The sequence below is a fragment of the Rhodosalinus sp. K401 genome (assembly GCF_041365735.1).
GTDB lineage: Bacteria > Pseudomonadota > Alphaproteobacteria > Rhodobacterales > Rhodobacteraceae > Rhodosalinus.
Genome location: NZ_JBGFSI010000004.1, coordinates 282,290 through 308,762, shown reverse-complemented (window position 1 = coordinate 308,762; position 26,473 = coordinate 282,290). Strand labels below are relative to the sequence as shown.

Genomic DNA, 26,473 nt, shown 5'->3' with positions numbered 1-26,473 from the left:
ACGAAGGGGACCGCCCGGATCGATTGGCCCGGTGCCGGGCCTGCCCCCGTTTTTCACCTGTGGCGCGCAGCGTCGGAACGCGTTTCGCTCGGGCCGCATTCGCGCTCTGCATGTGCGTTCCAGGAGCCGACGGAGGCTTGGGCGGCGTCGGCCGCCGGGATGGCGTATCCCGGGGTCGAGTGCGCGCGATGCCGGTTGGCGGTCAGCGCGCCGACGCGCGACCGGCCCCTTCCCCGATCGCGTCTGAGGGATGGCGTCTTAGTCGATGGCGCATTCCGCATTCCGCCTTCGAACGCCGCGCTCGAACGGATCGAGGGAGACCGGCGTTCGTCGAGAACCCGGCGCCGCGACCACCGATGACGAATTCCGGCGCGACCGCCCGGTCACTCGGTCCGCCCGCGCAGGCCCGCGATCAGGTCGGGCTCGACATCGAGAACCCTGTCGGCTTCTGTCAGGAGCTGGCCGTCCGGCAGTGGCGGGCTCAGGTCGAGCCCGGCGCCCAGCGTTCGCGTCACGATGTCGAGCGCCGCGATACGGGCGTGGCGCTTGTCGTTCGCGGGGATCACGTGCCAGGGCGCCTCCGGCGTCGAGGTGCGGGCGAACATCTCGTCGATCGCGGCGTTGTACTCGTCCCATTTCTCGCGGTTGCGGAAGTCCTCGTATGTGAGTTTCCAGCGCTTCAGCGGGTTGCGCAGCCGCTCCTCGAACCGCGCGAGCTGACGCGCAGGCGAGATATGGAAGAAGAGCTTCACCAGACGGGCTCCATCGTCGAGGAGCGACTGCTCGAAATCCCGGATTTCCTTGTAGGCCTGCCGCCACCGCCGCTCCGGTGTCAGGGCCTCGACACGCTCGACGAGGACGCGGCCGTACCAGGACCGGTCGAATGCCGAAATCGCGCCCCGCGGCGGCAGCCGTTCCATGAAGCGCAGCAGGTAGTGCCGGTCGAGGTAATAATTCCCGGGCGGGCCGATCGGCCAGACCTTGAAGCTTCGGGGGTCCAGCGCGGCCGAAAGGCGCCGGATGGTTCCCCCCTTGCCGGCGGCGTCCCAGCCCTCGAAGACGATCACCGCCTTGTCGCCGTTGAAGAGATAGGTCTGCTGGATCCGCGCGAGGGTGAGCCGGTGCCTCGAAAGCGCCTCCCGGTAGGCCGGTTTGTCGAGGCGCCTCGTGAGGTCCGCATCCGCAAGCCTCGGCGGCTTGGCGATCTGCGCGGCATCGCGCTCCTCCCCCATGCAGGTCTCCCGAGGTCATCCGCCGTGCGGCCGGCGCCGGCCGCCGCACGTGACGCAGACTGGGCGATGCGGGTGCGAAAATCCAGCCGCAGCGTGCGCCTCAGCCTTCGACCCCGGCGAAAAGGTCGCGGTAGCGCGCGCGAAGCGCGTTCTTCTGAACCTTGCCCATGGCGTTGCGCGGCAGGCTTTCCACCACGAGAAGCCTGCGCGGATGCTTGAAACGGGCGAGCGCGCCGCGCACCGCCTCCTCAATCGCGGCGATATCCGGGCGCGCGTCGGGCTCGGCCACGATCAGGCCCACCGCGGTCTCGCCGAGATCGGGATGCGGCACGCCGACCACCGCGCTTTCCAGAACGCCGGGCTGGGCGTCGAGCACCAGTTCGATCTCCTTGGGATAGACGTTGAGCCCGCCCGAGATCACGAGGTCCTTGCTGCGCCCGACGATGTGAACGTAGCCGTCCGCATCGATCATGCCCAGATCGCCGGTGATGAAGAAGCCGTCGGGGCGCAGCTCCTCGGCGGTCTTGTCGGGCATTCTCCAGTAGCCCTTGAAGACGTTCGGGCCCCGCACCTCGATCATCCCGATCTCGCCCCGGGGCAGGGCCGCTCCGGTTTCGGGATCGGTGATCTTCAGATCGACATCGGGCAGCGGAACGCCGACGGTGCCGGGCCGGCGCTCGCCCTCGTAGGGGTTGGAGGTGTTCATGTTGGTTTCCGTCATCCCGTAGCGTTCGAGGATGCGGTGGCCCGTGCGCGCCTCGAAGCGCCGGTGGGTCTCGGCCAGAAGCGGCGCGGAGCCCGACACGAAAAGCCGCATATGCGCGACGAGCTCTCCGCTGAAGCGCTGATCGTCCAGCAGGCGGGTGTAGAAGGTGGGAACCCCCATCATGGCGGTGGCCTCGGGAAGCCGCGCGATCACCGCGTCGGGATCGAACTTCGGCAGGAAGATCATCGCGCCACCCACCGCCAGCATGACATTCGTCGCAACGAAAAGACCGTGGGTGTGAAAGATCGGCAGCGCGTGCAGCAGCACGTCGTCCGCGTCGAAGCGCCAGGCTTCGGCAAGCGTGAGCGCGTTCGACAGAAGGTTGCCCTGCGTGAGCATCGCGCCCTTGGAACGCCCCGTCGTGCCCGAGGTGTAGAGCAGGCCCGCGAGATCGTCCTCGCTCCGAGCGACGGTCTCGAAGGCGGCCGGCATGTCCCGTGCCGCGTCCATCAGCGACCCGGCGCCCCGGGCGTCGAGCGTCTCGATCTGCGCGCCCAGGCCCGCGGCCACGGGCGCGAGCGCGGCTTGCTGCCCGGGGTCGCAGACCACCAGCCGCGCGCCGCTGTTCTCGATGAAGTAGGACAGCTCCTCGACCGTGTAGGCGGTGTTGAGCGGCAGGAACACCACGCCCGCCTGCGCGCAGGCGGCATAGAGGGCCAGCGCCTCGGGCGATTTCGGAACCTGCGCCGCGAGCCGGTCGCCGGGCGCGAGCCCGGCCGCCGCGAGCACGTTGGCCAGCCGCGCGGAGAGCGCGAGGAACTCCGCGTAGCTCAGCGCGCCGCCATCGGCGAGGTGCAGGAAGGTCTCCGTCCGCCCCTCATGCGCGGCGAAGAGGCGATCGTGGAGCGGGTTGGCCATGGCGCTCTCCCTGTCAGGCGGCGGTCGTCTCGGACGCGGCGGCGAGGGCGCGGACCTCGCGCGCGGCGGCGACCTCCCGCGTGGCGGCGAAACGCTCGTGGTTCTGCGCCAGGGCATCGAGATCGTAAAGATAGTTCACCATGGTTCCGAAGGACTGCGCGCGGCCCTTGTCGGAGGTGTCGGCCTCGGCATGGACGGCATGCACCACCGCGCCGTTCCCGAGATGGAAGCGCGCCACCGGGTCGCGCGGCAGCCCGTCCTCGCGCTTCGCGGTCAGCAGGTAGCGCGCGGCGAGCCGGCGCAGCGCCTCGGGGTCGCCGCTCTGGACGGTCTGGCCGGTCTCTTCGACCCAGCGCGCGAGCCCGGGGATGGGCGAAAGCGTCACGAAGGTCTTCAGCGATGGCAGTTCCGCCGAAAGGTCCGCGGCAACCTGCTTTATGAGCGAATTGCCGAAGGAGATGCCGCCAAGCCCCGCCTGGCAGTTCGAGATCGAGTAGAACACCGCCGTGTCGGCCTTCGCCGAGGGAAGCGGCGCGCGGTCCTCCGCCAGAAGCGCCTGGATCGAGCCGGGAACGCCGGAGGTGAGCGCCACCTCGACGAAGATGAGCGGCTCGTCCGGCATCGCCGGGTGGAAGAAGGCGAAGCAGCGCCGGTCCGCCGGCGCGAGGCGGCGGCGCAGGTCGTCCCAGCTGTCGATGGCGTGCACCGCCTCGTAGGCGATGATCTTGTCGAGGATGTGCGCGGGGCTTTCCCAGTTGATCGGGCGAAGCACGAGGAAGCCGCGATTGAACCACGACAGGAAGAGGTGCCTGAAATCGAGATCCAGCGCCTCGAGCTCGGGATCGCCCGCCCCGAGGCGCAGAAGGTCGGCGCGCATCCGCACGAGCCGGCCCGTCGCCCCGGGCGCCTGGTTCAGCCGGCGCAGAAACTCCTGCCGCGGCGCCTCGGCTGCGGCGACGAAGGCACGGTAGGTGGCCTTGCTCGGTTCGGCCTCGTAGGCCGCGAGCGCGGTGCGCACGGCGTCGGGCGTGACGTTCATGTCCCGTGCGAGGTGACCGAAGAAGGCGCGCTTCTCGGCGTCGTCCATCGTTTCGAAGCGGTTGAGGATATGCTGCGCGATGGCAAGGCCCGACACCTCCCCGGTCGCGCCGACGAGCGCCGAGGCGAGTTCCCCGGTGGACCGGTCGTCGCGGCCGAGCGGACGCGACGCCCGAAACCGGCGTTCGAAGATCGTGGAAAGAAGATCGGCAAAAAGCGTCATCTCAAGGGTTCCGTTGCGTGGCAGGTTTTCCCTGCGTCACCTGCCGGCGGAGGCGGCTTGCAGCCCGCCGCGCCGCGATCTAGGGGGATGGTGCGGCCGGCGGCCGGCAAGATCAACCCGATCCCGCATGGACCGACGGCGCCCGCCTAGACACGCGTGCGCGCAGCGCTAGCTCGCGCAGCGACGGAACAAGGGAAAAACCGATGGATGGACAAGATGTCTCGCCCGCCGCCACAGCGGCCGATTCCGCAGATTCGAGGACGGAGGCCCTGCGCCGTCGCCGCGAGCTCGCCATGGCGTCGATCGAGCGCGAGCGCCTGCGACGCGAAGCCGCGGGTTTCGTCGCGGGCGCCGCGATCATGAATTTCACCGCCGCCAACGAACCGGGATCCCTGCTGGCCCGCGCGGTCCATGCCAGCAAGCTATTCCTGATCGCCTTCGTCTGCGTCGCCCCGAACTACCTGGTCTGGAGGCTGCTGCTGGCGGGCTGATGCATGCCGCCCCCGTCGCCTGCGTTGAGGGCGGCGGGCCGGGCTGATTTCGGGGGATTGGTGGAGCCTACCGGGATCGAACCGGTGACCTCTTGCATGCCATGCAAGCGCTCTCCCAGCTGAGCTAAGGCCCCTTTGAGCGACGGTCGCTTCCGACCGTGCGCCGGTGTCTAGGCAAAGGCCGGGGCGGGATCAAGCGGAAAAATCCGCGGCCGCCACGACGCTTCCGCGATGGGCGTCAGCCCTCGTCGTCCTCGTTGGACACATCGGCGATATCGTCGAGAGAGACGTTGCTGTCCTCGTCGTCATCCTCGAGAACGTCGTCCCCCAGTTCGACGTCCACGTCGTCCTCCTCGATGACCGTGTCGTCGGTCTTCTTGGCCTTCGACTTCGCGGTGGCCTTGTCCTCCGCATCGGCCGCGATCATGCGCCCGCGGCTCTTGTCGAGCTCGACGACTTCGCCCGTGTAGGGGCTGACGATGGGATCGCGGTTGAGGTCGTAGAACCGTTTCCCGGTTGTCGGGCACACGCGCTTGACGCCCCATTCTTCCTTGGGCATGGAAATCCCTCGCAACTGCTCTTGCCGGTGACTCGGCGCTCCTGCCACAAGGCCGGGGGCGTGTCAAAGCCTTTGGCCGAGCGCGGAACGGAGATGATGGATATGGGTGAGCACGTCCTTCCGGGCAACCCCCCGATCCAGCTCACGCTGCGCCACTCGGCGCGCGCGCGGCGCATCTCGTTGCGCGTCTCCTCCCTCGACGGGCGGGTGACGCTGACCCTGCCGCCCGGCGTGCGGGAAAGCGAGGCGCTGGCCTTCGCCCGCGACAAGGAGGGCTGGCTTCGCACGCATCTCGCAAGCCACCCCGGAACGCTCGACGTGCGCCACGGAACGGAACTGCCGGTGGAGGGCCGCCCGCTCGTCATCGCCGCCGGGACGGGCCGCTCGGTGCGGGCCGAAGCCGGACGGCTTCTCGTGCCGGGCGCCGAGGCCGACTGCGCGGCCCGCCTGCGCGGCTGGCTCAGGGCACTGGCGCGCACGCGCCTCGCACAGGCCTCGGACCGCTACGCGGCGGTCCTCGGCCGGCCCTATGCCGGTCTTGCCGTCCGCGACACGCGCTCGCGCTGGGGATCCTGTTCGGCGCGGGGCACGCTCAGCTATTCGTGGCGCCTGGTGATGGCGCCGCCGGAGGTGCTGGACTACGTCGCGGCGCATGAAGTCGCGCACCTGGAGGAGATGAACCATTCGCGCGCCTTCTGGGCCGTGGTGGAACGGCTGCACGGCCCCTTCGACGGCCCGCGCCGCTGGCTGCGACGGAACGGGCCCACGCTTCACCGCTACCGCTTCTGAGAAGGCGGCAGGGGTGGAAAGCCGATTGACCCCCGCGGCGACCGTGATCACATTCCGGGTCGATGCTGCTGAACCCCCGACCCTCCGATGCGGCGCCGCCGGCCGCCCATGACCGCGTGTACCGCGGGCTGCGCACCCGCATCATGCACGGCCAGCTGGCGCCGGGCCAGGCGCTCACGCTGCGCGGCATCGGGCGGGAGTTCGATGTCTCGATGACCCCCGCGCGCGAGGCGTTGCGGCGGCTCGTGGCGGAAGGCGCGCTGTCGATGTCCGCCTCCGGGCGCGTCGCCACCCCCGAACTGTCGAACGAGCGGATCGAGGAGCTGGCGGCGCTTCGCGCGCTTCTCGAGGTGGAACTGGCCAGCCGCGCCCTGCCGCGCGCCCACATGGCGCTGATCGAGCGCCTTCAGACGATCAACACCGGCGTCGCCGAGGCCGTGGCCCGCCACGATGCCGTGGCCTATATCCGCGCCAACCTGGAGTTTCACCGGGCGCTCTACCTGCGCGCGCAGGCGCCGGCGATGCTGGCCATGGCAGAGACGGTGTGGCTTCAACTCGGCCCCACCATGCGGGCCCTCTACGGAAAGCTGCGGCGCAAGGAGCCGCCCCACTTCCACCGGCTCATCATCGCCGCGCTCAAGGCGGGCGACGAGCCGGGGCTGCGCCTCGCCGTGCGTTCGGACGTGACGCAGGGGCTGAAGATGCTCACGGCGTGACGGGCCACGGCGATCCCTCCGGCCTGGCGCCGCTTTTCGTGGCGCTCGGCGCGCTCTTCCTCTCGGGTCTGGTCGCGGATGCGCTGGGCCAGCGCACCTCGCTGCCGCGGGTCACGCTGCTTCTGGGGATCGGGATCGTTGCGGGCGGGTCGGGGCTCGACCTGATCCCGGCCGCCGCCCGCGAGGCGTATTCCTTTCTCTCGGTCACGGCGCTCAGCCTCGTCGCCTTCCTTTTGGGCGGCACGCTGAAGCGCGAGACGCTCGCCGCCCACGGCCGTTCGATCCTGCTGATCTCGCTTGCCATCGTGGTGGTCACCGTCCTGGGTGTCGGCGCGGGCCTATGGGCGCTCGGCCTGGCCCCCGGGGTCGCACTGGTTCTGGGCGCGATCGCGACGGCGACCGATCCCGCGGCCGCGACCGACGCGATCAACCAGTCCGGCGCCAAAGGCGGCTTCGTCGACACGCTGCGGGGCATCGTCGCCATCGACGACGCCTGGGGCATGCTGACCTTCGCGCTCGCCGTGGTGGCGGCGAAGGCGCTCGCCGGCGCGGCAGGCGGCGAGATGCTGCTTGAGGCCGCTTGGGAGATCGGCGGCGCGCTCGCCCTCGGGCTGGCGCTCGGCCTGCCCGGCGCCGTGCTCACCGGACGGCTGAAGCCCGGGGAGCCCTCCCTGACCGAGGCGCTCGGGCTCGTGTTCCTGGCCGCGGGGCTGTCGCTCTGGCTCGAGGTCTCGTTCCTGCTTACCGCGATGACGGCGGGCGCGGCGATCGTGAACCTCGCGCGTCACCACGAGCGGGCGTTCCATGAGATCGAGCATGTGCAGTGGCCCTTCATGATCCTGTTCTTCGTGCTCGCGGGCGCCTCGCTCGAGATCGGGAAGCTCCTGGCGTTGGGCGCGCTCGGGGCGGGGTACGTCGCGCTGCGGATCGCCGCGCGTCTCGCCGGCGGCTGGGCCGGCGGATGGCTCGCCGGCGCGTCGGCGCGGGACCGCGCGCTTTACGGCCCCGCCCTGCTGCCCCAGGCCGGGGTGGCGGTGGGCATGGCGCTCGTGGCCGCGCAGGAGTTTCCCGAGGCGGCGGACACGATCCTCACGCTGACGCTCGGGACGACGGTGCTTTTCGAGCTGATCGGCCCGGCCGTCACGGTCTGGGCGGCCCGTCGCGCCCGGGACGAGGGCTAGGCCATCCGGCGCAGGCTGTCGCGACTCGTGCGGGCGCCGCGCGACCGGCGGATGCCGCGCGTGCGGTTCTGGCGTAAGCGATGCCGCTCAGGCGGCCAGGCCGCGGGCCCCCATGTCGAGGAACTTCTGCCGGCGGTCGGCGCGCAGCTTGTCGCGATCCTGCCCGTCGAGCTCTGCCAGCATCTCGCGGAGCGATGCGCCCACCGCGTCGATCGAGGCGCCCGCATCGCGGTGCGCCCCGCCCAGCGGCTCCGGCACGATGCGGTCGATCACCCCGAGCTTCAGCAGGTCTTGCGCCGTCAGCCGAAGCGCCTCGGCCGCCTCGCGCATCTTTTCCGCGTCCTTCCAGAGGATCGACGCGCAGCCCTCGGGCGAGATCACGGAATAGACCGAATGCTCCAGCATCGCCACGCGGTTCGCCGTGGCGAAGGCCACCGCGCCGCCCGAACCGCCCTCGCCGATCACGACCGAGACGAGCGGCACGCCGAGCTTCAGGCAGGCCTCGGTGGAGCGGGCGATCGCCTCGGACTGGCCGCGCTCCTCCGCGCCCTTGCCGGGATAGGCGCCGGGCGTGTCGACCAGCGTGACCACCGGCAGGCCGAAGCGATCCGCCAGGTCGATCAGCCGGATCGCCTTGCGGTAGCCCTCGGGCCGGGCCATGCCGAAATTGCGTTCTATCCGGGATTTGGTGTCGAAGCCCTTCTCGTGGCCGATCACCATCACCGGCCGGTCGCCGAGCCGCCCGAGTCCGCCGATCACGGCATGGTCATCCGCGAAGTTGCGGTCGCCCGCGAGCGGCGTGAACTCCTCGAACAGCCGGCCGACGTAATCGATGCAGTGCGGACGCTGCGGATGGCGCGCCACCTGGCATTTCCGCCAGGGCGTCAGGTCCTTGTAAAGCTGGGCGAGCATGGCCGCGGCCTTGCGGTCGAGCGCGACGGCCTCCTCCTCGACATCCATGCCTTCGGACGTCCGCGCGAGCGCGCGCAACTCCTCTGCCTTGCCCTCGATCTCGGCAAGCGGTTTCTCGAAATCCAGATAATGGGTCATCGGCGTCCTCGCTTGCGGCGTGTATGCCGACCGCTGCGGCCGGATGCAATGCGCTGGATCAGAGAAGAACGGGCAACATTGACGCGATCAGCAGCACCGCCATGACCCGGTTGAAGACCCGCAACCGGCGCAGATCGGCCATCAGGCGTCGCGCGGCGGTGCCCAGCGTCACCCAGGCAAGCGCGGACAGGGTGCCGAGCGCCGCGAAGACCCCGGCGATCCAGAGAGTGGAGGAGAGATCGCGCTCGGCCGCGTAAAGCGTGATGGCCCCGAGCGCCATGGACCACGCCTTGGGATTGACCCACTGGAACCCCGCCGCCTGGAAGAACCCCAGCGGCCGGGCGTTGGTCTGCGCCTCGGGCGGCGGGGCGGCATGCGCGATCTTCCACGCGAGCCAGAGGATGTAGGCGACCGAGAAGACCGTCAGCAGCGTGTAGGCGGTCGGCCAGAGGTCGAAAAGCTGCATGACGCCCAGGCCCACGGGAACGATCATCAGCGGGAAGCCGAACGCCACCCCCGCCAGGTGCGGAAGCGTGCGCCGCAGGCCGAAATTCGCGCCGGATGCCATGAGCATCAGGTTGTTCGGCCCCGGGGTGAAAAGCGTCGCGCCGGCGAAAAGGGCGAGGGCGAGAAGGATATCGGGCGTCATGGCACAATACTTCGCCACTTTTCGTGGCGATAAATTGCAATCATGCGGCGCCCGAAGGTATGTACGCAATTCATGACCGAGTTGGACGACATGGACCGCCGGATATTGCGCGAACTGACCCGCGACGGCCGGATCAGCAATCTCGCCCTGGCGGAGCGGGTCGGCCTGTCGCCCTCCGCCAGCTTGCGCCGGGTGGCCGCGCTCGAGAAGGCGGGCGTGATCGCGGGCTACCGCGCCGTGCTGTCGCCGGAAAAGACCGGGATCGGTTTCGTCGCCTACGTGACGGTCGGGCTCAACCACCACACGAAGTCGAGCCAGGACGCCTTCGAACGCGCCATGGCCCGCGCGCCGGAGGTCCGCGAATGCCACAACATCACCGGCGCGGTGGAATATCTGCTGCGGGTCGAGGTGCCGGACCTGCCCGCCTACAAGCGGTTCCACACCGACATCCTGGGCGCCCTGCCGCAGGTGCAGACCCTGCAGACCTACGTGGTGATGGCATCGCCGAAGGACGAAAGGGGCTGACGGAAGGACGCGCCACCCGGCGCGCCCGCCCGGGCGCAGGGGCGCCCGGGCGGGCCTTCGAGGTGCGCCTTCTAGTGCGGTCTACTGCGCCTCGATCAGTTCGGACTGGCGCACGATCACCTCGGCCTGCTTGATCGACGCGATGTCGATGAGCTTGCCGTTGTAGGTTACAGCACCCTTGCCCGCGGCTTTCGCCTCCTCCATGGCGGCGATGATGGCGCGGGCGTTGTCCACCGCGGCCTGCGAGGGGGTGAAGATCTCGTTGGACAGCTCCACCTGGCTGGGATGGATCGCCCATTTGCCGACGCAGCCCAGCGTGGCCGAGCGCAGCGCCTGCGCCCTGAACCCGTCGGGATCCGAGAAATCCCCGAAGGGTCCGTCCACCGGCAGGAGGCCGTGCGTCCGGCAGGCCGCGACGATCGCCACCAGCGGATAGTGCCACGGATCGGCGTAATGCGTCTGGCGGGCGCCGTCCCCCTCTTTGGGCGACAGCATGTAGTAGTTGTCCTGCGTCCCGCCGATGTGGGTGGTCGCCATGCCCATGTAGGCGGCGTAGTCCGCGGGTCCCAGGTGCAGCGACTCCATCCGCGGGCTCGCCGCCGCGATCTCCTCGACATGGGCGAGGCCCGCCGCCGTCTCGATGATCGCTTCGAACCCGATGCGCTTGTCCTTGCCGCTGGCGGCCTCGACGGCCGTCACCAGCGCATCCACGGCATAGATGTCGCCCTCGCACCCCGCCTTCGGGATCATGACGGCATCGAGCCGCCCGTTCGTCTGCTCGAGCAGGTCCACCACGTCGCGATACCAGTAGGGCGTGTCGAGCCCGTTGATCCGGACGCTCAGCGTCTTCTTGCCCCAGTCGAGGCCGTTGATCGCCTCGACGACGTTCGCGCGCGCCTTGTCCTTGTCGTCGGGTGCCACGGAATCCTCGAGATCGAGGTTGATGACGTCGGCCGCGCTCGCCGCCATCTTCTCGAAGAGTTCCGGGCGCGAGCCCGGGCCGAAGAGCTGGCAGCGGTTGGGGCGCGCGGGCGGCTGCGGGGGGATGCGGAAGCTCATGGGCCGTTCCTCGTCTGATGTCACTGTCCGTCCGCACCGGGGCTAGACAATCGGCCCCTCGCGCGCAAGACGCTTTCGCGGGAGAGGCCGCGCGCGACGCGATCTTGCGCGAACGCGGGCGACCCGCCACCGGACCGTGGGCGAGGCCCGACGCGCATCCGGACTGGCGCACGCGCTTAGCGACGCCATTTCCCCAAGGGGCGGCTATCGTCGGCCGACCGCCGCCGCAATCGAAGGAAGTGATCCCTGGCGCTGCGAAGGGCGGAGCATCCTGCGCGGATTCGGGGCAACTTTTCGAAGAACCTTGCGTCCGGCCCCTCTCAGTCTTCAGCTTTGCAATGCAATTGCTTCAGCCCGCGGTAAGGTGGCAGAACGAAGGACGGGAGGCCCGCGATGATCGAAACACCCTATCTGCTCTTCCTTGGCGACGCGCCGGATCCGCTGGCCGCGAAGGTGGCGCAGGGCATCAAGGACTGGCGTCCCGAGAACGCCGTCGGCCAGTACCGGATGGAGGGCTGCAAGGCCGATCTCGGCCTCGAGGACATGGATCTCGCGGCTGCGAGGGCCGCCGGCGCGAAAACGCTCGTGATCGGCGTGGCCAACCGCGGCGGCGTGATCTCGAAGGCGTGGAAGAAGGTGCTGGTGACCGCGCTCGAGGAAGGGTTCGACCTCGCCTCGGGGTTGCACAACCTGCTGCGCGACGAACCCGATCTGGTGGCGGTGGCCAAGGCCACGGGCCGCGCGCTGCACGACGTGCGCGTGCCCGAGGTGAAGTATCCCATCGCCGACGGCAAGACGCGCTCGGGCAAGCGCGTGCTCGGCGTCGGCACCGACTGCTCGGTGGGCAAGATGTATACCGGGCTCGCGATCGACGCGGAGATGCGCGAGCGCGGCATGAAGTCGAGTTTCCGCGCCACCGGCCAGACCGGCATCCTCATCACCGGCGACGGTGTGCCGCTCGACGCGGTGGTGGCCGATTTCATGGCCGGCGCGGTGGAATGGCTCACCCCCGATAACGACCCCGACCACTGGGACGTGATCGAAGGGCAGGGCAGCCTGTTCCATGTCAGCTATTCCGGCGTCACGCTCGCGCTCGTCCATGGCGGTCAGCCGGATGCGCTGATCCTGTGCCACGAACCCACGCGCCAGCACCTGCGCGGCCTGCCCGATTACGCGGTGCCGAGCCTCGAAGCGCTGCGCGACACGGCGCTGCCGCTCGCCCGCGTTGCCAATCCGGCCTGCGAGGTGGCGGGCGTGTCGGTGAACACCCAGCACATGGGCGAGGACGAGGCGCGCGATTACTGCGCGACGGTCGAGGCGCGCATGGGCCTGCCCACGGTCGATCCGTTCCGCCACGGCGCGGGCCGTCTCGTGGACGCGCTCGCCGCCATCTGACGGCGGCGCGCCCGCGGAAAGGAGTCGGACCCTTGGCCATCGAAACCAGCCGCGACGTGTTCCCGCTCGCACAGGCGTTCACCATCTCGCGCGGCTCGCGCACCGAGGCGCGGGTTCTGACCGCGCGGGTGACGCGGGCTGACGCGACCGGGTGGGGTGAATGCGTGCCCTACGCGCGCTACGACGAGACGCTGGAGAGCGTGGAGGCCGAGATCGCCGGCCTGCCCGACGGCATCGACCGTGCGGCCCTGCAAGAGGCGCTGCCCCCCGGCGCGGCGCGGAACGCGGTGGACTGCGCGCTTTGGGACTGGGAGGCGAAGCGCGCCGGAAGGCGCGTCTGGGAACTCGCGGGATTGCCCGCGCCCGGCCCGGAGATCACCGCCTACACGCTCTCGCTCGACACGCCGGAGGCGATGGAGGCGCAGGCCGCGCGACATGCGCATCGCCCGCTTCTGAAGATCAAGCTCGGCACGCCCGAGGACATGCCGCGCGTGGAAGCGGTGCGGCGGGGCGCGCCGCGGTCGCGGATCATCGTGGACGCCAACGAGGGCTGGAGCGCCGAGGTCTACGCTGATCTCGCGCCGCATCTCGTGCGGCTCGGCGTGGAGATGGTGGAGCAGCCCCTGCCCGCCGGAGAGGACGACGCGCTCGCCGGCATGGCGCGCCCGCTGCCCGTCTGCGCCGACGAAAGCTGCCACGACAGGGCGAGCCTGCCCGCGCTCGCGGGCAAGTACGACATGATCAACATCAAGCTGGACAAGACAGGCGGCCTGACCGAGGCGCTCGCTCTGCGCGACTCGGCGCGGCAGGCGGGCTACGGCATCATGGTGGGCTGCATGGTGGGCTCCTCGCTCGCCATGGCGCCCGCGGTTCTGGTGGCGCAGGGTGCGGCGGTGACGGATCTTGACGGGCCGCTTCTTCTGGCAGAGGACCGCGCCGCGCCGCTCGCCTACGACGAGACCGGCGTGCACCCGCCCGCGCCCGCCCTCTGGGGCTGACAAAGGAGACTGCCCATGCGCACCGTTTACGTGAACGGCGACTACCTGCCGGAGACCGAGGCGAAAGTGTCGGTCTTCGACCGCGGCTTCCTTTTCGCGGACGGGGTCTACGAGGTGACGAGCGTGCTCGACGGCAAGCTGATCGACTTCGACGGCCACGCCGCGCGGCTGGACCGGTCGCTCACCGAGCTTTCCATGTCCTCGCCGGTGGACCGCGACGAGCTGCTGGAGATCCACCGCGAACTGGTGCGCCGGAACGGCATCGAGGAGGGGCTGGTGTATCTCCAGATCACGCGGGGCAATCCGGGCGACCGTGATTTCGCCTTTCCCGACGCGGAAGAGACGGCGCCGACCGTGGTGCTCTTCACGCAGTCGAAGCCCGGCCTCGCGGACAGCCCGCAGGCCGAAACCGGCCTCAAGGTGATCTCGATCGCCGACATCCGCTGGGGGCGGCGCGACATCAAGACGGTGCAGCTGCTCTACCCGTCGATGGGCAAGATGATGGCGAAGGCCGCGGGCGCCGACGACGCCTGGATGGTCGAGGACGGCAAGGTGACCGAGGGCACCTCCAACAACGCCTACATCGTCAAGAACGGCAAGATCGTCACGCGGCATCTCGGCAACGAGATCCTCCACGGCATCACCCGCGCCGCCGTGCTGCGTTTCGCCCGCGAGGCGCAGATGGAAGTGGACGAGCGCGGCTTCACCCTCGAGGAGGCGAAAACGGCCGACGAGGCATTCGTGACCTCGGCCTCGGCCTTTGTCATGCCGGTGGTGCAGATCGACGACGAGACGCTGGGCGACGGCACGCCGGGTCCCGTCGCGCGGCGCCTGCGGGAGATCTACCTCGAGGAAAGCCGGAAGGCGGCGATCTGATCGGCCACGCGGGCCGGGGCGCATGCGCCTGTCGCCCGCGCGCCGGGCGGCGTCAGCCCTTGTCACCCACGTTGGCGGCGAAACTCTTTTCGAAGGCGGCCTGCGTCTCCGCGTTCGCCTCCGTCTGGTTCCGAGCCTTCCAGTCGGCATAGGGCATGCCGTAGAAAACCTCGCGGGCCTCTTCCTTGCCCATCTCGATGCCGCGCTCGGCGGCGGCCTCCTGATACCAGCGCGACAGGCAGTTGCGGCAGAACCCGGCGAGGTTCATCAGGTCGATGTTCTGCACGTCGGGCCGGTCCTCCATGAGGTGCCGGCGGAGCCGGCGGAAGGCGGCGGCCTCGAGTTCGATGCGGGTCTGGTCGTCCATGGCGTCCTCCTCGGTCACGCCGGAAGCTGGGCTTCGGCAAGCGCCGCGTCAAGCATGGGCGCGAGGCGGGCCGCCCAGCCCCGCTGCTCCGCCTCGGTGCGGATGATGTCGTTGCGAAGCTCGATCAGCACGTTGAGCCTGCCCTCGGCTAGCGCGTGCCGCGCGATGGAATCCCCCGGCAGATGCCCGCCATAGGGCTGGTTGCGCCCGACGCAGAGGTCCGGCTCCGCCATCAGCCGCGCGATCATGGGATCAGCGAGCCGCCGGTCGTGCCCGTGCAGCACGCCCACATGCCAGGGCCGGGGCGGGCGCCCGCGCAGCTGGCGCGTGTAGGAATGGATGGCCACGATCACCGTGTCCGGGCGCCGCGCGGCCAGCCCGGCCAGCGCGGCGTGGTAGGGCCGGTGGAAAAGGTCGAGCCGGCGCTCCACCTCCGCCGCGTCGGCGCGGCGGTTCGCCGGGATGATCGTGCCGTCGTAGAGCTTCATCAGCAGCGTCGGATCGTCCTCGCCGCGGTTGGGATCTATCACGAGGCGCGAGAAGTTCGACAGGATCGCGGGCGCGCCCAGCGAGTCGGCCAGCGCGCGCGAGAGCCCCGCGGCGCCGGGGTCGTAGGCGATGTGGCGCGCCATCTCCTCGGCGGGCAGGCCCAGGCAGCCGCCATTCACGCTTTCGGGCACCGTGTTCGCCGCGTGATCGCAGGTCACGAGCCAGCGGCTCTCCCTCGCCGCGCCATGAACATGGAAGGGGTGATATGTCATTTCCGCGTCACCTTGCCGGGCCATTGCATAGGACAGTTGCGGGCGGAAGTGAAATGCCCATGATGCGCCGCGACGCGACGGGCATGCCCGGCCCGGTCCGGTTGAAGGAAACCCCATGAGACGCCTGCGCAACGTCAAGATCGTCGCCACGCTTGGCCCGGCCTCGAACGATCACGCCCGCATCCGCGCGCTGCACGAGGCCGGTGCCGACGTGTTCCGCCTCAACATGAGCCACGGCACCCACGAGGAGATCGCGGAGCGTCACCGCATCATCCGGCAGGTGGAAAAGGAGCTCGACAGTCCCATCGGTATCCTCGCCGACCTGCAGGGGCCGAAGCTGCGGGTCGGGACCTTCGCGGACGGCGAGGTCGAGCTTGCCGAGGGCGCGCGGTTTCGCCTCGACCTCGACGCGGCGGAGGGCGACGCCACGCGGGTGCGGCTGCCGCATCCCGAGATCTTCGCCGCGCTCGAACCGGGCGCGCAGCTTCTCGTGGATGACGGTAAGGTGCGCCTCCGGGTCGAGGATTGCGGCGCGGATTTCGCCGACTGCACGGTGATCACCGGCGGCACGGTCTCGAACCGCAAGGGCGTCAATGTGCCAGACGTGGTGCTGCCCCTGGCCGCGCTGTCCGACAAGGATCGGGCCGACCTGGAATTCGTCTGCGCGCTCGGCGTCGACTGGCTCGCGCTGTCCTTCGTGCAGCGCCCCGAGGACGTGATCGAGGCGCGGCAGCTCGTCCAGGGCCGCGCGGCGGTGCTGTCGAAGATCGAGAAACCCGCCGCGGTGCGCTGCATCGACGACATCATCGCCGCCTCGGACGGGATCATGGTGGCGCGGGGTGATCTGGGCGTGGAACTGCCGGTGCAGAACGTGCCGCCGATCCAGAAGCGGATCGTCCGCAAGTGCCGCGCCGCCGCGAAACCCGTGATCGTGGCCACGCAGATGCTGGAAAGCATGATCGAAAGCCCGATGCCCACGCGCGCCGAGGTCTCGGACGTTGCCACCGCGATCTACGAGGGGGCGGACGCCATCATGCTCTCGGCGGAGAGCGCGGCGGGGCAGTACCCGGTGGAGGCGGTGACGACAATGGACGCGGTCGCCCGCGAGGTGGAAAGCGATCCGACCTACACCGAGATCATAGAAGCCTCCCGGGTGGCCCGGCGCGAAAGCATCGCCGACGGCATCGTCGCGGCGGCGCGCGAGATCGCGGAGACCACCGAGATCAAGGCCATCGCCTGTTTCACCCAGTCGGGCACCACCGCGCTTCTGATCGCGCGCGAGCGTCCGCGCGTGCCGATCATCGCCATGACGAACCTGCGCGGCGTGGCGCGGCGCCTCGCGCTGACCTGGGGGACGCATTGCGTGATGACGGCCGAGCTCCACCGTTTCAAGCAGGCCGTCGTGAATGCCGCGCGCGCGGCGCGGGCCGCGGGCTATGCCGATGGCGACGACCAGATCGTCGTCACCGCGGGCGTGCCGTTCAACGTCCCCGGCACCACGAACATCCTGCGCGTGGCGCCCTGCGACGAGCGTTTGATCTACAAGTCCGATCCGGAGTAGCCTTCCCCTGCGGAAAGCCAGCGGAGGCGCGCGCCATGGACGCCGACACGGCGTTGGTCATCGGGCTTGGAATCGGGGTGTTCGCCATTCCGGCCATGGTCTCGGCCTATTCGGAAAGGCGCGTGTCACGCGTGGCCATGCTCGCCCTGCTGGGGGCGGGCGGGCTCGTGGTCTGGGCGCTCACGCAGAAGCCGGGCGGCTACAGGCTGGCCGACGTGCCCGAGGCGGTGATCGCCGTGATCGGCCGGGTGCTTCAGTAGCCCTTGCCAGAGGCGCGCGCGGCCTGTAAGAGGCGCGCTCGCACCGCGCGGCCGGCCGGAACGGCATGCCGAGTCGCGCGCCCACCGACCCTGAAGGAGACGGAAATGCCGAAGCTCAAGACGAAGTCGAGCTGCAAGAAGCGGTTCAAGGTGACGGCCTCGGGCCGGATCAAGTTCCAGCCGGCGGGCAAGCGCCACGGGATGATCAAGCGGACGAACAAGTTCATCCGCAACGCCCGCGGCACGGACGTGATGTCGAAGGCTGACGAGCAGATCGTCAAGCCGATGATGCCCTACCAGCGCTGAGGAGGATTCGGGATGTCGAGAGTCAAGGGCGGAACCGTCACCCACGCGCGCCACAAGAAGGTCATCAAGGCCGCAAAGGGCTATTACGGCCGGCGCAAGAACACCTTCAAGGTGGCCAAGCAGGCCGTCGACAAGGCCAACCAGTACGCCACCCGCGACCGCAGGAACCGCAAGCGCAGCTTCCGCGCGCTCTGGATCCAGCGGATCAACGCCGCGGTGCGCGCCCATGACGAGGCGCTGACCTACTCGCGCTTCATCGACGGGCTGAACCGCGCCGGGGTCGAGGTGGACCGCAAGGTGCTCGCCGATCTCGCCGTGCGCGAGCCGCAGGCCTTCGGCGCCATCGTCGAGAAGGCCAAGGGCGCGCTGGCGGCCTGATCGCCGCGGGCGGAAAGGCGACGCACCGCCCGTAACGCACGGGCAACAAACTGGTGCCATGATCGGGGCGCAGGCTTTCCCAGGCCCGCGCCCCTTTGCTATGGAACGCGCAGGGCAGGGAAGCCGGGCAACGAAACCGGTGCGTCCGGCCGCACGCGGTCACCGCCGCGACGGCTGGCAGGAGCAGGCATCAGATGCCGAATTATTCGGTCTGGGCGCTTGGCGCGTCCAACATCACGGTCAGCGGCGGCAAGTCGCTCAGCGGCGTCACCCAGGGCGACGGCACGCATCTGGTGGGCGAGACGATCCGCCTCGATTCGCGCGCGTGGCAGGAAACGCGCATCGGTGACAACGATACCACCTTCGACGACAACGACGGCAACCAGGTCCTGCGCGGGAACCAGAGTTTCGACGGCACGTCCTATTCCAACAACACGGTGGTGGAGGGCGAGTATCGCCTCACCCTGCGCAACGAGGCGACCGGCGAGGAATGGGACGTCGTCGGCTACAACATCAACGAGCCGGGGCAGTCGCCCGCCTACGGCACGGTCGAGGGGCTGGCCTTCGTCGGCGATCCCGGGGCCTTCCCGCCCGCCGGGGTCGATCTGCGCGTGGTCGGCGCCTTCGAGGGGCCGGGCTTCGCCGGGGAGCCCACGATCGAGGCCGGCGATCTGGTCTCGCCGATCTGCTTCGCCGCCGGCACCCGGATCGCCACCCCCGACGGGGAGGTTCCCGTCGAGAAGCTGCGGCCCGGCGATCCGGTGCGCACCGCGGCGGGGCAGGTGCGCCCGCTGCGGCTTTGCCTGTCGCGATGCGTTCGGCCCGAGGCCTTCGCGCAGGAGCCCCGCCTGCGCCCCGTGCGGATCGAGGCCGGTGCGCTCGGCGGCGGCCTGCCGCACCGGACGCTGCGCGTCTCGCGACAGCACCGGATGCTCGTCACCTCGCCGATCGTCTGGCGCATGTTCGGAACATCCGAGGTCCTGATCCCGGCCGTGCGCCTGCTCGGCCTGCCCGGCATCCGCAGCGAGACGCCCGCCGGGGCGCTGACCTATGTCCACCTCGTGCTCGACCGTCACGAGGTGATCCTGGCCGAGGGGGCGCCGAGCGAAACGCTCTTGCTGGGGCCCGAGGCCGCGCGCCGGCTGGAACCGGCGGCGCTGCGGGAACTCGAACTCGTGTTCCCGGGCGTCACGGTCACGCGTCTGTGCGATCCGGCGCGCCCGATCCCCGCCGGTCACCGCCAGCGCGGCCTCGTGCGGCGGCATCGCCGGAACGGCATGGCGCTGACGGGCCTGCCCGCCTGAGCCGCTTGCGCCGCCGCGGACCGCCCGCTAGGTAGACCGCGCAATTCCCGGGGGGCGGCATGGACGATCTGCGCGAGACATACCTCAACGCCATCGCGGAAGCGGGTGACGAAGCCGCGCTCGAGGCGCTGCGCGTCCAGGCCCTGGGCAAGAAGGGCGAGATCAGCCTGAAGATGCGCGAGCTGGGCAAGATGAGCCCCGAGGAGCGCCAGGTCGCGGGCCCGGCGCTCAACGCGCTGAAGGACGAGATCAACGCGGCGCTGGCCGCCAAGAAGGCCGCGCTCGCCGACGCCGCGCTCGACGAGCGGCTGCGCGCGGAATGGCTCGACGTGACGCTGCCCGCCCGCACCCGGCGGCAGGGCACGATCCACCCGATCAGCCAGGTGACCGAGGAGGTCACCGCCATCTTCGCCGACATGGGCTTCTCGGTGGCCGAGGGCCCGCAGGTGGAAAGCGACTGGCACAATTTCGACGCGCTCAACATCCCAGGCCACCATCCCGCGCGCGCCGAGATGGACACCTTCTACATGCACCGCGCCGAGGGCGACGACCGGCCCCCCCACGTGCTGCGCACCCACACCTCGCCCGTCCAGATCCGGGCGATGGAGATGGCGGGCGCGCCGCTCCGGGTGATCTGCCCTGGGCGCGTCTACCGTGCCGACTACGACCAGACCCACACGCCCATGTTCCACCAGGTGGAGGGGCTCGCGATCGACCGCGACATCTCCATGGCGAACCTCAAATGGGTGCTGGAGGAGTTCGTGCGCGCCTTCTTCGAGGTGGAGGAGGTGGAGCTGCGCTTCCGCGCCTCGCATTTCCCGTTCACCGAGCCCTCGGCGGAGGTGGACATCCGCTGCTCCTGGGAAGGCGGCCAGCTCAAGGTCGGAGAAGGCGACGACTGGCTGGAGATCCTCGGGAGCGGCATGGTCCACCCCAAGGTGCTGATGGCCGGCAACATCGACCCGGCCTACTGGCAGGGCTTCGCCTTCGGTATGGGGATCGACCGCATCGCCATGCTGAAATACGGCATCCCCGACCTGCGCGCCTTCTTCGACAGCGACCTGCGTTGGCTCCGCCACTACGGCTTCGCCGCGCTCGACGTGCCGACGCTGCATGGCGGATTGAGCCGGTAAGGCGGGCGCGTTTCACCGCGGAACGTCGCGCGCTTCGGTTTCCTGAATTAACCCTCTGTTAGCACATTCCCGCGACGGTGATGGCGACGGTTGTCGCATCCGCCTGACGATCGCGCCGTCATGTCTTGTTGCGCCATGAGCCGAGGGAAAGATGAACTGGACCAGAATACTTGTCGCCGTGCCGTTCCTTGTCGCTGCCTGCACGGAGGTTACCAAGGTTCCGGTTCCCACGGCCGGCAGTCGTGCCGACGCGAACGTCGTGTTGTCTTACCAGCAATCCTCCTACGAGATGGTCACGCCCGACTGGGAGGCCGCACAAGGGTCCGCGGATGCGCGCTGCCGCGCATGGGGCTACAGGAAGGCCGAGCCGTTCGAAGGCACCAACACGCAGTGCCAGGCTTTCGACGGTTGGGGCAATTGCATGATGTCGACGGTATCCAGAACCTACCAGTGCCTCGGGCGCGGATAACGCGCCGCATCGCGGTCACGGCTGGGGCGTTGCGTTGCCGCTGGGCACCCCGCGACCGCGGCGAGACGCCCGGACGCGGAACGGCAAGGCCCGGCTTTCCGGCCGGTGTCCCACTCCGACCGGCTCACCCCCGCATGACGTGCGCCGGCGTCGGCGTCGCGTCCTTCGAGGAACGTGCAACAGGGTCGCGATGGGGCGGGACATGAACCCGACCGCGTTGAGAGGGGCTGAAACCGGGCGATGACGCACGGGGCGGGGTCCGGTATCCTGCCGACCCATGCATACTGCCCTTCGCGCCTTCGCGGTCCTAGCCGTCCTTGCGGCACCGTTCCCTGCCACGGCAGAGATCGTGCCGGAGCGCGAGGACTGCATGCGCCCCTCGCCCGCTCTCGTCGCCGCGCTGTTCGACTGGATCGGGGCGGCGTCGGGCTACGAGGTGGCCGGGGTGAAGACGGACCCGCCGGCCATCTTCTTCTGTGACGAGGGCGACGTGCTGGACTATCCCGGCGGCAACGCGCTGGTGGAGCCCGGGGAGCGCGGCGTCTACGACTACGAGGCCCGGGTGATCTACCTCGTCGGGCCATGGGATCCGGAGGACCCGCGCCAGCGCTCCGTCCTGCTGCACGAGCTCGTCCACGACGTGCAGTTCGCCAACCGCGCCTGGGAATGTCCCAACGCGACGGAGTGGGAAGCCTACAAGCTGCAGGAAGCATGGATGGCCGAGCAGGGCCTCGTGGCGGAATTCGACTGGCTTCAGATCTGGTTCTGGTCGAAATGCGGGCAAACCCCGCACCCCTGACGCGGCGCGCCGGCGCGCTACCATCCCTATATGCGCATTCTTTTCGCAATCGGCGTCGTCGTGCTCGTGATCCTCGGGAATGTCGGGCTCTGGGCCTCGCCCCACGTGCCGCCGGAACTGAAGGCGGAGCTGACGCGGATCAACGTCCTGGCCTGGGCCGTCGTGCTTCTGCCGGCGGGCGCGGTGGCGCTCTGGCTGCGTGCGCACCGGCGCGACCGACAGGACCGGGCCGCCAGGGACGACGGACAGGCGCCGAAGGAAAGGTGACGCCTCGGCCCCGCGCCGCGGCGCGTGCCCCCTGACGCGGCGCACCCGCCGGCCCCCGCGCCCGCCCCACGCCGAGCATGCTTGACCCGGGTCCCGGCCCGCGCCAAGGGGGGCCGGTCCGCACGACACCGGAGGCGCCATGACCCGCACGCTCACCATCGCCGCCGCGCAATGCGCGAGCCATATCGGCGATCTCGAGGCCAATTTCGCCGAGCATCAGCGCTGGGTGGACGAGGCCCGCGCAGCGGGGGCGGATCTTCTGGTCTTCCCCGAGCTCAGCCTCGTCGGGCATTACGGCGCCGAGCGACTTCTCGACATCACCATGAAACGCGACGACCCCCGCCTGCTGGAGCTGAGCCGCGCCGCGGGCGACATGATCGTGGTCGCCGGTTTCATCGAGGAGGGGCCGGCGGCGCAGTTCTACAACGCGGCGGGCGTCTACAGGGGCGGGCGCTGCATCTACCTGCACCGCAAGATCAACCTGCCCTCCTACGGCAAGCTGATCGAGACGAAGTACTACGCGCAGGGCCGCTTCGTGGACACCCACGCCGTCGACGAGGACTGGCGTCTCGGGCTGCTCATCTGCGCCGATCTGTGGAACCCGGCGCTGACGCATCTTGCGTTCCTGCATGGCGCGACGCTCCTCGTCTCGCCGATCTCGTCCGGGGTGGAAGCCGTGGGCGAGGGCTTCGACAACCCGGCCGGCTGGGCGGCCACAATGCATTTCTACTCGATGATATACGGCGCACCCTCGGTCATGGTGAACCGCGTGGGCCCGGAACTCGACCTGACGTTCTGGGGCGGCTCGCGCATCCTCGGGCCTTTCGGCGAGGCGCTCGCCGTGGCGGGATCCGAGCCCGAACTCATCACCGCCGAGGTCGACTACGCGCAAGTGCGCCGCGCCCGGGCGCTTCTGCCCACGGTGCGCGACAGCAACATCGGCCTCGTCGCGCGCGAGACCGACCGCCTGCTCGACCGGCTCGGCGTGCCGGACATCATCCGCGAAGAGGATTGAGGGCGCGGTCTCGGACCTCGCTGGATGCGGGAGACCGCCCTCCCCTCGAACACGAAAGGCCGGCGGCATGAACGAACGCAGGGGCGTCAAGACCGGTGGGACCGCGCCGCGCAACATGCCGGCCGCCTTCGGGGGTGGCGCGGTGATCGGCATCCTCGGCGGGCTGATCGGCCTCGGCGGGGCGGAGTTCCGGCTTCCCCTGCTGATCGGCCTGTTCCGGTTCGCCGCCCTCGAAGCGGTCATTCTCAACAAGGCCGTCAGCCTTGTCGTCGTGGCGAGCGCCCTTCCGTTCCGGGCCGGGTCGGTGCCCTTCGCGGAGATCGCGGCCAACTGGCCGATCGTCGTCAACCTCCTGGCCGGCAGTCTGGCGGGCGCCTGGCTCGGTGCGGGGTGGGCGACGCGGTTGCGCTCCGAAACGCTTTACCGGGTGCTCGCCGTGCTGCTCGTGCTGATCGCGGGAGTGCTGCTTCTGGGCCATGATCCGTCGGCGCGGGGCGCCCTCCTTTCCGGTCCGGCCCTGACGGCCGCCGGCCTCGCGGCGGGTTTCGGCATCGGGGCCGTGGCGTCGCTGATGGGGGTCGCCGGGGGCGAGCTTCTGATCCCGACGCTTGTGCTGCTATTCGGGGCCGACGTGAAGCTGGCCGGATCGCTCTCGCTCGTCGTCAGCCTGCCGACGATGCTGATGGGGTTCGCTCGCTACAGCCGGGACCGCAGCTTCGCCGTCCTCGGGCGGAACAAGGGCTTCCTTCTGTGGATGGCCGCCGGGTCGATCCTCGGCACGTTTCTCGGCGGCCTTCTCCTCGGGATCGTCCCCGGCAGCGTGCTTCTTCCGGTGCTGGCGGCCATCCTGCTCCTCTCCGCGGTCAAGGTGTGGCGCCACGGGTAGAGCGAACGCGAGGGGCCCCGGCCGGGCGCGCCGGCCGTGGGCCGGTAGCGCCCCTTCCCCCCCGCCGGCGGATGGGCTATGCCCGCCCGCGACCGCGCGGGATCCGAGGGACGCTTCACGATGAAATTCACGCTCTCCTGGCTCAAGGACCATCTCGAGACCACGGCCACGGTGGCCGAGATCGCCGAGGCGCTCACCGATCTCGGGCTCGAGGTCGAGGAGGTGTCGGACCCGGCGACGCGGCTGGCCGGGTTCACGCTCGGCCATGTTCTCTCGGCCGAGCAGCACCCAGACGCCGACCGCCTTCGGGTCTGCCGGGTGCAGACCGACCTGGGCGAGAAGCAGATCATCTGCGGTGCGCCCAACGCGCGCGCCGGCATCACCGTGGTGGTGGCCCATCCCGGCACCTACGTGCCCGGCATCGACACCACGATCCAGGTGGGCAAGATCCGCGGCGTCGAGAGCGAGGGCATGATGTGCTCCGAGCGCGAGATGGAACTCTCCGAAGAGCATGACGGCATCATCGAGCTTTCCTCGGGCGAGGTGGGCGAGAGCTTCGCCGACTGGCTTGCCGCGCATGATCCGGCGAAGGTGGACCCGGTGATCGAGATCGCCATCACGCCCAACCGCTCCGACGCGCTGGGCGTGCGCGGCATCGCGCGCGACCTGGCCGCCCGGGGGCTGGGGCGTCTTCGCGAGCGCGTCATCGGCCCGGTTCCGGGCGAGTTCCCGTCGCCCATCGGCGTGCGGATCGAAAAGGATACGCTGGATGGCTGCCCGCTTTTCGCGGGTCGCGTGATCCGGGGCGTGAAGAACGGGCCGTCGCCCGCCTGGCTTCAGGCGCGCCTGCGCGCCATCGGGCTGCGCCCGATCTCGGCCCTGGTGGATATAACCAACTTCTTCACCTTCGACGCGAACCGCCCGCTGCACGTCTTCGACGCCGACAAGGTCGAGGGCGGCCTCCGCGTCCACCGCGCCCGGGGCGGCGAGACGCTGACCGCGCTCGACGAGAAGACCTACACCCTGCCCGCCGGCGCGATGGTGATCTCCGACGACGCCGGCCCGGAAAGCATCGCCGGCATCATGGGCGGCGCGGCGACCGGCTGCACCGAGGAAACGGTGAACGTGTTCGTCGAAAGCGCCTTCTGGGATCACGTGCAGATCGCCTCGGCCGGGCGCGCGCTCAGGATCAACTCCGACGCGCGCTACCGCTTCGAGCGCGGCGTGGATCCCGAGTTCACGCTGCCGGGGCTCGAGGCCGCGACGCGGATGATCGTGGATCTTTGCGGCGGCGCGCCGTCCGGGGTGGTCGTGGCGGGCGAGGTTCCCGATCACGCCCGCGCCTACCGTCTCGACTCGGATCGCGTACGCTCCCTCGTGGGGATGGAGATTTCCGAAGCGCAGCAGCGCCAGACCCTGACCGCGCTCGGCTTCCGGCTGGACGGCGACATGGCGCATGTGCCGCCCTGGCGTCCCGACGTCGGCGGCGAGGCCGACCTCGTGGAGGAGGTGGCGCGCGTGGCCAGCCTCACGAAACTCAAGGGCAAGCCGCTGCCACGCCCCGCCGCGCGGGTGACGAAGCCTGTGCTCACTCCGCTTCAGCGCCGGGAACAGGCCGCGCGCCGGGCCATGGCCGCGCTCGGCTACAACGAATGCGTGACCTACAGCTTCATCGACCGGGAGGCCGCGCGCCTCTTCGGCGGGGGCGGCGACGGCACGCGGCTGGAAAACCCGATCTCGTCCGAGATGAGCCACATGCGTCCCGATCTGCTGCCGGGCCTCTTGCGGGCGGCCGCCCGCAACCGGGCGCGCGGCTTCTCCGATCTGGCGCTTTTCGAGGTCGGCCCGGCCTTCGGGGGCGGCGAGCCGGGGGAACAGCACCTGCAGGCGGCCGGGCTCCTCGTGGGGCGCACGGGCCCCAGGGACGTGCACGGCGAAAACCGCCCGGTGGACCTCTTCGACGCCAAGGCCGACGCCGAGGCCGCGCTGGCCGCGATCGGCGCCCCGGCCCGGATGCAGATCTTCCGGGACGGCGCGGGCTGGTGGCATCCGGGCCGGCACGGGCGGCTCTGCCTCGGACCGAAGAAGACGCTCGGCGCCTTCGGGGAACTGCACCCCAAGGTCCTTGAGACGCTCGACATCAAGGGGCCCGCGGTCGCCTTCACGGTCTGGCCCTCCGAGGTGCCCCAGCCGCGCAGGGCGGGCGCCGCACGGCCGGCGCTGCACCTTCACGACCTGCAGGCGGTGGAGCGCGATTTCGCCTTCGTGGTCGACGAGAGCGTCGCCGCGGGGGATCTCGTGACCGCGGCGCAGGGGGCCGACAAGACGCTGATTTCCGAGGTGCGCGTCTTCGACGAGTTCTCGGGCCCGAAGGCCGAGGCGCAGATGGGCGCGGGCAAGAAGTCCGTTGCGCTGACCGTACGGCTGCAACCCTTCGAGAAGACGCTCAAGGACGCCGAGATTGAGTCGGTGGCCCGGCGCATCGTCGAGAAGGTGGCCAAGGCCACGGGCGGCACGCTGCGCAGCTGAGCCGCCCGCGCGGGTGGCCCGCGGCGCGCTTTC

Annotated in this window: 29 protein-coding genes and 1 tRNA gene; 20 read left to right on the top strand and 10 right to left on the bottom strand. The window is 70.0% G+C overall.

The genetic code is table 11. The features are described from left to right. Positions 1-383: 383 nt before the first annotated feature. The 3 genes from AB6A66_RS07445 to AB6A66_RS07435 all read right to left on the bottom strand — a co-directional run bounded on the left by AB6A66_RS07445 (position 384) and on the right by AB6A66_RS07435 (position 4,117). Positions 384-1,232, bottom strand: coding sequence for a polyphosphate kinase 2 family protein (locus AB6A66_RS07445; protein ID WP_371055390.1), 849 nt, complete (start codon positions 1,230-1,232; stop codon positions 384-386). Positions 1,233-1,332: 100 nt separating this feature from the next. Continuing rightward, entirely contained in the window at positions 1,333-2,856 is a 1,524-nt protein-coding gene (locus AB6A66_RS07440) for a malonyl-CoA synthase (RefSeq protein ID WP_371055389.1), read from the bottom strand. A 13-nt stretch (positions 2,857-2,869) separates the two neighbouring features. After that, a complete protein-coding gene (locus AB6A66_RS07435) occupies positions 2,870-4,117 on the bottom strand; it encodes a malonyl-CoA decarboxylase (RefSeq protein ID WP_371055388.1) in 1,248 nt (415 codons plus the stop codon). Positions 4,118-4,410: 293 nt separating this feature from the next. On the opposite strand from AB6A66_RS07435, the gene AB6A66_RS07430 reads away from it, so the two are divergent. Continuing rightward, on the top strand, positions 4,411-4,608 hold the full coding sequence (locus AB6A66_RS07430) for a hypothetical protein (protein WP_371055387.1): 198 nt from the start codon (positions 4,411-4,413) through the stop codon (positions 4,606-4,608). Between the two features lie 58 nt (positions 4,609-4,666). On the opposite strand, the gene AB6A66_RS07425 is transcribed toward AB6A66_RS07430, so the two are convergent. Further along, positions 4,667-4,742: transfer RNA gene (locus AB6A66_RS07425), tRNA-Ala, on the bottom strand. A 104-nt stretch (positions 4,743-4,846) separates the two neighbouring features. Further along, on the bottom strand, positions 4,847-5,167 hold the full coding sequence (locus AB6A66_RS07420; RefSeq protein WP_371039434.1) for a TIGR02300 family protein: 321 nt from the start codon (positions 5,165-5,167) through the stop codon (positions 4,847-4,849). A gap of 102 nt (positions 5,168-5,269) precedes the next feature. Between AB6A66_RS07420 and AB6A66_RS07415 the strand changes: the two genes are divergently transcribed. The 3 genes from AB6A66_RS07415 to AB6A66_RS07405 all read left to right on the top strand — a co-directional run bounded on the left by AB6A66_RS07415 (position 5,270) and on the right by AB6A66_RS07405 (position 7,853). Beyond that, entirely contained in the window at positions 5,270-5,956 is a 687-nt protein-coding gene (locus AB6A66_RS07415) for a M48 family metallopeptidase (protein ID WP_371055386.1), read from the top strand. Positions 5,957-6,018: 62 nt separating this feature from the next. After that, entirely contained in the window at positions 6,019-6,672 is a 654-nt protein-coding gene (locus AB6A66_RS07410; protein ID WP_371039432.1) for a GntR family transcriptional regulator, read from the top strand. Continuing rightward, the gene (locus AB6A66_RS07405) at positions 6,669-7,853 is read left to right on the top strand and encodes a cation:proton antiporter (protein ID WP_371055385.1); all 1,185 of its coding nucleotides are present in this window, start codon (positions 6,669-6,671) and stop codon (positions 7,851-7,853) included. Before AB6A66_RS07410 ends, AB6A66_RS07405 begins: the two co-directional genes overlap by 4 nt. 87 nt (positions 7,854-7,940) lie before the next feature. Here AB6A66_RS07405 and AB6A66_RS07400 read toward each other — a convergent pair whose 3' ends face one another. Both AB6A66_RS07400 and AB6A66_RS07395 read right to left on the bottom strand, forming a co-directional pair. Beyond that, a complete protein-coding gene (locus AB6A66_RS07400; protein WP_371055384.1) occupies positions 7,941-8,903 on the bottom strand; it encodes an acetyl-CoA carboxylase carboxyltransferase subunit alpha in 963 nt (320 codons plus the stop codon). 58 nt (positions 8,904-8,961) lie between these two features. Further along, positions 8,962-9,552: a LysE family translocator gene (locus AB6A66_RS07395; RefSeq protein WP_371055383.1), complete on the bottom strand. Its 591-nt coding sequence runs from the start codon at positions 9,550-9,552 to the stop codon at positions 8,962-8,964. A gap of 72 nt (positions 9,553-9,624) precedes the next feature. On the opposite strand from AB6A66_RS07395, the gene AB6A66_RS07390 reads away from it, so the two are divergent. Next, a complete protein-coding gene (locus tag AB6A66_RS07390) occupies positions 9,625-10,077 on the top strand; it encodes an Lrp/AsnC family transcriptional regulator (protein ID WP_371055382.1) in 453 nt (150 codons plus the stop codon). Between the two features lie 81 nt (positions 10,078-10,158). On the opposite strand, the gene AB6A66_RS07385 is transcribed toward AB6A66_RS07390, so the two are convergent. Beyond that, entirely contained in the window at positions 10,159-11,136 is a 978-nt protein-coding gene (locus AB6A66_RS07385) for a CoA ester lyase (RefSeq protein ID WP_371037986.1), read from the bottom strand. 393 nt (positions 11,137-11,529) lie between these two features. On the opposite strand from AB6A66_RS07385, the gene dgcN reads away from it, so the two are divergent. The 3 genes from dgcN to AB6A66_RS07370 are packed head-to-tail and all read left to right on the top strand — an operon-like array spanning position 11,530 to position 14,405. After that, positions 11,530-12,531, top strand: coding sequence for an N-acetyltransferase DgcN (gene dgcN / locus AB6A66_RS07380; RefSeq protein WP_371055381.1), 1,002 nt, complete (start codon positions 11,530-11,532; stop codon positions 12,529-12,531). Between the two features lie 32 nt (positions 12,532-12,563). Beyond that, positions 12,564-13,529, top strand: a complete 966-nt coding sequence (gene dgcA, locus AB6A66_RS07375) for an N-acetyl-D-Glu racemase DgcA (RefSeq protein WP_371055380.1) — start codon at positions 12,564-12,566, stop codon at positions 13,527-13,529. A gap of 15 nt (positions 13,530-13,544) precedes the next feature. Beyond that, positions 13,545-14,405: a D-amino-acid transaminase gene (locus AB6A66_RS07370; RefSeq protein ID WP_371055379.1), complete on the top strand. Its 861-nt coding sequence runs from the start codon at positions 13,545-13,547 to the stop codon at positions 14,403-14,405. Between the two features lie 52 nt (positions 14,406-14,457). On the opposite strand, the gene AB6A66_RS07365 is transcribed toward AB6A66_RS07370, so the two are convergent. Continuing rightward, complete coding sequence (locus AB6A66_RS07365) at positions 14,458-14,772, bottom strand: DUF1244 domain-containing protein (RefSeq protein WP_371055378.1); 315 nt, start codon at positions 14,770-14,772, stop codon at positions 14,458-14,460. A gap of 14 nt (positions 14,773-14,786) precedes the next feature. Continuing rightward, positions 14,787-15,533 carry an N-formylglutamate amidohydrolase gene (locus AB6A66_RS07360; protein ID WP_371055377.1) on the bottom strand — a complete coding sequence of 249 codons (747 nt, stop codon included), beginning with the start codon at positions 15,531-15,533 and terminating at the stop codon, positions 14,787-14,789. 115 nt (positions 15,534-15,648) lie between these two features. Between AB6A66_RS07360 and pyk the strand changes: the two genes are divergently transcribed. From pyk to pheT, 12 genes are all read left to right on the top strand, one after another. After that, positions 15,649-17,094 carry a pyruvate kinase gene (gene pyk, locus AB6A66_RS07355; RefSeq protein WP_371037992.1) on the top strand — a complete coding sequence of 482 codons (1,446 nt, stop codon included), beginning with the start codon at positions 15,649-15,651 and terminating at the stop codon, positions 17,092-17,094. Positions 17,095-17,129: 35 nt separating this feature from the next. Beyond that, a complete protein-coding gene (locus AB6A66_RS07350; protein ID WP_371055376.1) occupies positions 17,130-17,354 on the top strand; it encodes a hypothetical protein in 225 nt (74 codons plus the stop codon). Positions 17,355-17,459: 105 nt separating this feature from the next. Further along, on the top strand, positions 17,460-17,660 hold the full coding sequence (gene rpmI, locus AB6A66_RS07345; protein ID WP_371055375.1) for a 50S ribosomal protein L35: 201 nt from the start codon (positions 17,460-17,462) through the stop codon (positions 17,658-17,660). Positions 17,661-17,672: 12 nt separating this feature from the next. Next, positions 17,673-18,038, top strand: a complete 366-nt coding sequence (gene rplT, locus AB6A66_RS07340; protein WP_371037995.1) for a 50S ribosomal protein L20 — start codon at positions 17,673-17,675, stop codon at positions 18,036-18,038. A 194-nt stretch (positions 18,039-18,232) separates the two neighbouring features. Beyond that, positions 18,233-19,342, top strand: coding sequence for a Hint domain-containing protein (locus AB6A66_RS07335; protein ID WP_371055374.1), 1,110 nt, complete (start codon positions 18,233-18,235; stop codon positions 19,340-19,342). Positions 19,343-19,401: 59 nt separating this feature from the next. Continuing rightward, the gene (gene pheS, locus AB6A66_RS07330; protein ID WP_371055373.1) at positions 19,402-20,475 is read left to right on the top strand and encodes a phenylalanine--tRNA ligase subunit alpha; all 1,074 of its coding nucleotides are present in this window, start codon (positions 19,402-19,404) and stop codon (positions 20,473-20,475) included. 151 nt (positions 20,476-20,626) lie between these two features. Beyond that, positions 20,627-20,944: a YecR family lipoprotein gene (yecR, locus tag AB6A66_RS07325; protein WP_371037999.1), complete on the top strand. Its 318-nt coding sequence runs from the start codon at positions 20,627-20,629 to the stop codon at positions 20,942-20,944. 277 nt (positions 20,945-21,221) lie between these two features. Next, complete coding sequence (locus tag AB6A66_RS07320; protein WP_371055372.1) at positions 21,222-21,743, top strand: DUF6647 family protein; 522 nt, start codon at positions 21,222-21,224, stop codon at positions 21,741-21,743. A 30-nt stretch (positions 21,744-21,773) separates the two neighbouring features. Continuing rightward, entirely contained in the window at positions 21,774-22,010 is a 237-nt protein-coding gene (locus AB6A66_RS07315) for a phenylalanyl-tRNA synthetase subunit beta (RefSeq protein WP_371055371.1), read from the top strand. Positions 22,011-22,149: 139 nt separating this feature from the next. Beyond that, positions 22,150-23,025 carry a nitrilase-related carbon-nitrogen hydrolase gene (locus AB6A66_RS07310; protein ID WP_371055370.1) on the top strand — a complete coding sequence of 292 codons (876 nt, stop codon included), beginning with the start codon at positions 22,150-22,152 and terminating at the stop codon, positions 23,023-23,025. Positions 23,026-23,092: 67 nt separating this feature from the next. Beyond that, positions 23,093-23,911 (top strand): sulfite exporter TauE/SafE family protein, encoded by an 819-nt coding sequence (locus tag AB6A66_RS07305; protein ID WP_371055369.1) that lies wholly within the window; start codon positions 23,093-23,095, stop codon positions 23,909-23,911. Between the two features lie 120 nt (positions 23,912-24,031). Next, positions 24,032-26,440 carry a phenylalanine--tRNA ligase subunit beta gene (gene pheT, locus AB6A66_RS07300; protein ID WP_371055368.1) on the top strand — a complete coding sequence of 803 codons (2,409 nt, stop codon included), beginning with the start codon at positions 24,032-24,034 and terminating at the stop codon, positions 26,438-26,440. The last annotated feature ends 33 nt before the right edge of the window (positions 26,441-26,473 follow it).

Excerpts from the sequence above, each read along its gene's own strand:
- AB6A66_RS07445 (WP_371055390.1), bottom strand. The coding sequence starts at position 1,232 with ATGGGGGAGGAGCGCGATGCCGCGCAGATCGCCAAGCCGCCGAGGCTT.
- AB6A66_RS07440 (WP_371055389.1), bottom strand. The coding sequence starts at position 2,856 with ATGGCCAACCCGCTCCACGATCGCCTCTTCGCCGCGCATGAGGGGCGG.
- AB6A66_RS07435 (WP_371055388.1), bottom strand. The coding sequence starts at position 4,117 with ATGACGCTTTTTGCCGATCTTCTTTCCACGATCTTCGAACGCCGGTTT.
- AB6A66_RS07430 (WP_371055387.1), top strand. The coding sequence starts at position 4,411 with ATGGCGTCGATCGAGCGCGAGCGCCTGCGACGCGAAGCCGCGGGTTTC.
- AB6A66_RS07420 (WP_371039434.1), bottom strand. The coding sequence starts at position 5,167 with ATGCCCAAGGAAGAATGGGGCGTCAAGCGCGTGTGCCCGACAACCGGG.
- AB6A66_RS07415 (WP_371055386.1), top strand. The coding sequence starts at position 5,270 with ATGGGTGAGCACGTCCTTCCGGGCAACCCCCCGATCCAGCTCACGCTG.
- AB6A66_RS07410 (WP_371039432.1), top strand. The coding sequence starts at position 6,019 with ATGCTGCTGAACCCCCGACCCTCCGATGCGGCGCCGCCGGCCGCCCAT.
- AB6A66_RS07400 (WP_371055384.1), bottom strand. The coding sequence starts at position 8,903 with ATGACCCATTATCTGGATTTCGAGAAACCGCTTGCCGAGATCGAGGGC.
- AB6A66_RS07395 (WP_371055383.1), bottom strand. The coding sequence starts at position 9,552 with ATGACGCCCGATATCCTTCTCGCCCTCGCCCTTTTCGCCGGCGCGACG.
- AB6A66_RS07390 (WP_371055382.1), top strand. The coding sequence starts at position 9,625 with ATGACCGAGTTGGACGACATGGACCGCCGGATATTGCGCGAACTGACC.
- AB6A66_RS07385 (WP_371037986.1), bottom strand. The coding sequence starts at position 11,136 with ATGAGCTTCCGCATCCCCCCGCAGCCGCCCGCGCGCCCCAACCGCTGC.
- dgcN (WP_371055381.1), top strand. The coding sequence starts at position 11,530 with ATGATCGAAACACCCTATCTGCTCTTCCTTGGCGACGCGCCGGATCCG.
- AB6A66_RS07370 (WP_371055379.1), top strand. The coding sequence starts at position 13,545 with ATGCGCACCGTTTACGTGAACGGCGACTACCTGCCGGAGACCGAGGCG.
- AB6A66_RS07365 (WP_371055378.1), bottom strand. The coding sequence starts at position 14,772 with ATGGACGACCAGACCCGCATCGAACTCGAGGCCGCCGCCTTCCGCCGG.
- AB6A66_RS07360 (WP_371055377.1), bottom strand. The coding sequence starts at position 15,533 with ATGACATATCACCCCTTCCATGTTCATGGCGCGGCGAGGGAGAGCCGC.
- pyk (WP_371037992.1), top strand. The coding sequence starts at position 15,649 with ATGAGACGCCTGCGCAACGTCAAGATCGTCGCCACGCTTGGCCCGGCC.
- AB6A66_RS07350 (WP_371055376.1), top strand. The coding sequence starts at position 17,130 with ATGGACGCCGACACGGCGTTGGTCATCGGGCTTGGAATCGGGGTGTTC.
- rpmI (WP_371055375.1), top strand. The coding sequence starts at position 17,460 with ATGCCGAAGCTCAAGACGAAGTCGAGCTGCAAGAAGCGGTTCAAGGTG.
- rplT (WP_371037995.1), top strand. The coding sequence starts at position 17,673 with ATGTCGAGAGTCAAGGGCGGAACCGTCACCCACGCGCGCCACAAGAAG.
- AB6A66_RS07335 (WP_371055374.1), top strand. The coding sequence starts at position 18,233 with ATGCCGAATTATTCGGTCTGGGCGCTTGGCGCGTCCAACATCACGGTC.
- pheS (WP_371055373.1), top strand. The coding sequence starts at position 19,402 with ATGGACGATCTGCGCGAGACATACCTCAACGCCATCGCGGAAGCGGGT.
- yecR (WP_371037999.1), top strand. The coding sequence starts at position 20,627 with ATGAACTGGACCAGAATACTTGTCGCCGTGCCGTTCCTTGTCGCTGCC.
- AB6A66_RS07320 (WP_371055372.1), top strand. The coding sequence starts at position 21,222 with ATGCATACTGCCCTTCGCGCCTTCGCGGTCCTAGCCGTCCTTGCGGCA.
- AB6A66_RS07315 (WP_371055371.1), top strand. The coding sequence starts at position 21,774 with ATGCGCATTCTTTTCGCAATCGGCGTCGTCGTGCTCGTGATCCTCGGG.
- AB6A66_RS07310 (WP_371055370.1), top strand. The coding sequence starts at position 22,150 with ATGACCCGCACGCTCACCATCGCCGCCGCGCAATGCGCGAGCCATATC.
- AB6A66_RS07305 (WP_371055369.1), top strand. The coding sequence starts at position 23,093 with ATGAACGAACGCAGGGGCGTCAAGACCGGTGGGACCGCGCCGCGCAAC.
- pheT (WP_371055368.1), top strand. The coding sequence starts at position 24,032 with ATGAAATTCACGCTCTCCTGGCTCAAGGACCATCTCGAGACCACGGCC.